Raw genomic sequence first — 2,811 nt, forward strand, 5'->3', positions numbered from 1 at the left:
GTATTGTTCTTGAAACTATTCCTTTAGATAAAATAAAGTTCATTGGATATGCGTTTCAAATTGAAATGAAATTTACGGCAATCAAATTTGGTTTTAAGGTGAGCGAAGTCCCTATTATATTCACTGATCGTACAGAAGGTACTTCAAAAATGAGCACCCATATATTCAGAGAAGCCTTTTTAGGTGTGATTCAGATTAAATTGACAAGTTTTTTCAGAGATTATTCTAGGAATTTAGATTCGAAAAAATAAGAATTGAATTTTATATTTATATAACTAATAAACATTGACCTCCTGATCCTATGAACGAAAACTTGGACCCCGCCGAAGAAAATCTTTCACCTATAGAACGGGAGATAGAAAAAGTTCTTCGTCCGCAGGTTTTTGAAGATTTTACAGGACAACATAAAATTCTCGCTAATCTTCGAATATTTGTCCAGGCGGCAAAACTCAGAGGTGAAGCACTTGATCATGTGCTTTTACATGGTCCTCCAGGATTAGGAAAAACTACCCTATCGCATATTATTGCGAATGAAATGGGAGTAAATATTCGTATTACATCTGGACCAGTATTAGATAAACCAGGTGACCTAGCAGGTTTACTTACTAACCTAGAAGAAGGTGATATCCTTTTCATTGACGAAATCCATCGTTTAAGTCCATTGGTTGAGGAATACCTGTACTCAGCAATGGAAGATTTCAAGATTGACATTATGCTTGAAACCGGCCCTAATGCCCGATCGGTACAGATTTCTTTAAATCCCTTTACACTAGTTGGTGCTACCACCCGCTCAGGACTTCTTACAGCTCCACTAAGAGCTCGCTTTGGAATAAACAGTCGATTGGAATACTATGATGCCAAATTGCTTACAACCATTGTATTACGATCGGCAGAAATACTGAAAACTGAAATCTCAGATGAAGGCGCCTATGAAATAGCTCGAAGAAGCCGTGGCACACCCCGTATTGCGAATGCCTTGTTACGACGCACTCGTGATTTTGCTCAAATAAAGGGCAATGGAAATATTGATACAGAGATCGCTAAATATGCCCTAAACGCACTGAATGTGGATGAGCATGGGTTAGATGAAATGGATAATAAGATTCTGATCACCATTATTGATAAATTCAAGGGTGGACCAGTTGGTTTAAAAACAATAGCCACCGCCGTTGGAGAGGAAGAAGGAACAATTGAAGAAGTTTATGAGCCATTCCTGATTCAGGAAGGATACATTATGCGTACTTCAAGGGGAAGAGAATGTACTGAAATTGCCTACAAGCATCTTGGACGTTTAAAATCAGGTGGAAATACCTTATTTTAAACACCCTTTTGATTGATAAGGATATATTCAACTTAACAAGAGTTATTCTAGGATTTGACCTTTTTTCTGTTTGAATTGATTAGTATCCATGCTCATCGAGAATCAAATATTCATATACTGAACTTCTTAAAAGGCATATTTTCTATATTTGAACTACAAAATGGTCAATAAAAGTCAATATTCGCAGTTTATAAAAACAGAGGCACTAAAACTGGGCTTTATGTTCTGTGGTATATCAAAAGCTGGATTCCTTGAAGAAGAGGCTCCACGACTTGAAAACTGGCTTAAAAATGGTTATAACGCAGAAATGAGCTATATGGAGAATCATTTCGATAAACGCTTAGACCCCCGTAAATTGGTTGATGGAGCTAAATCAGTTGTATCATTAGCCTTAAATTATTATACTGATCAGAAACAAAAAGACCAATTTGCGCCTAAAATAAGTCAGTATGCTTATGGTGATGACTATCATGCCGTGATCAAAGAAAAACTGAACCTATTAATGGCAGTTATTCAGGATGAGATTGGTGAAGTTAGTGGACGTTCCTTTGTTGATTCTGCACCTGTGCTTGATAAAGTATGGGCCAAAAAAGCAGGATTAGGCTGGATAGGGAAGCATACAAACCTAATCAATAAAAAATCAGGTTCATTTTTCTTTCTAGCTGAATTGATAATTGATCTTGATTTAGAATACGATAGTGCACCAACACAAGATCATTGCGGAACCTGTACAAAATGCATAGATGCCTGCCCTACTGATGCAATTGTTGATCCTTATGTTGTGGATGCAAGCAGATGTATTTCATTCCTAACAATTGAATTGAAAAATGAACTCCCCGTAGAGTTTAAAGGCAAAATGGATAATTGGATGTTTGGCTGTGATGTTTGTCAGGATGTTTGCCCCTGGAATAAATTTTCTGTACTCAATACTGAACCTTTATTTAATCCACGAGATGAACTTTTAGAATTAACACAGCGAGATTGGCAAGAAATTACTCAAGATACCTTCAAAAAGGTATTTAAGAACTCAGCGGTTAAAAGAACAAAGTTTAACGGATTAAAGAGAAATATTGATTTTTTAAGGTCTTAAATCTGTTGTCTGAAGTATGAAGTATGAGGTATGAGGTCTGATTACAGTTGTTAGGTGGTTAGGTGGTTAGATGGTTAGGTGGTTAGGTGGCTAGTTGGTTAGGTGGTTAGGTGCTATAAATCTATACTAAACAAAATTTCGCTTTTTTCTTTCACCTTTTCGCTTTTATCTGTTATCTGTTGTCTGTTGTCTGTTATCTGTTGTCTGAAGTGCTCATATGAAATGAAGCTAAATCAGGCTTTTAGCTTTATCCTTATAACTTATAACTTATAACTTTTACCTTTTCGCTTTCACCTTTTATCTGTTGTCTGTTGTCTGTTGTCTGTTGTCTGGCTAACGTACCTTAACTGTTTACCTTATGGCTATTGAGTCAATACCCAAAATTGCTTACCTTATATCT

At 36.4% G+C, this 2,811-nt stretch carries 2 protein-coding genes and 1 pseudogene; all 3 read left to right on the top strand.

Annotated features, from left to right (window positions below):
- Positions 1–251: pseudogene (locus ACIQZ6_RS12675) on the top strand (polyprenol monophosphomannose synthase); the annotation flags it as partial.
- 50 nt (positions 252–301) lie between these two features.
- A complete protein-coding gene (ruvB, locus tag ACIQZ6_RS12680; RefSeq protein ID WP_395811655.1) occupies positions 302–1,321 on the top strand; it encodes a Holliday junction branch migration DNA helicase RuvB in 1,020 nt (339 codons plus the stop codon).
- Between the two features lie 160 nt (positions 1,322–1,481).
- Complete coding sequence (queG, locus tag ACIQZ6_RS12685; RefSeq protein WP_395811657.1) at positions 1,482–2,411, top strand: tRNA epoxyqueuosine(34) reductase QueG; 930 nt, start codon at positions 1,482–1,484, stop codon at positions 2,409–2,411.
- Positions 2,412–2,811 lie beyond the last annotated feature (400 nt).

It is taken from the genome of Daejeonella sp. (assembly GCF_044348475.1).
Taxonomy (GTDB): Bacteria; Bacteroidota; Bacteroidia; order Sphingobacteriales; family Sphingobacteriaceae; genus Daejeonella.

Coding starts and splice junctions, on each gene's coding strand:
- ruvB (WP_395811655.1), top strand. CDS start 302: ATGAACGAAAACTTGGACCCCGCCGAAGAAAATCTTTCACCTATAGAA.
- queG (WP_395811657.1), top strand. CDS start 1,482: ATGGTCAATAAAAGTCAATATTCGCAGTTTATAAAAACAGAGGCACTA.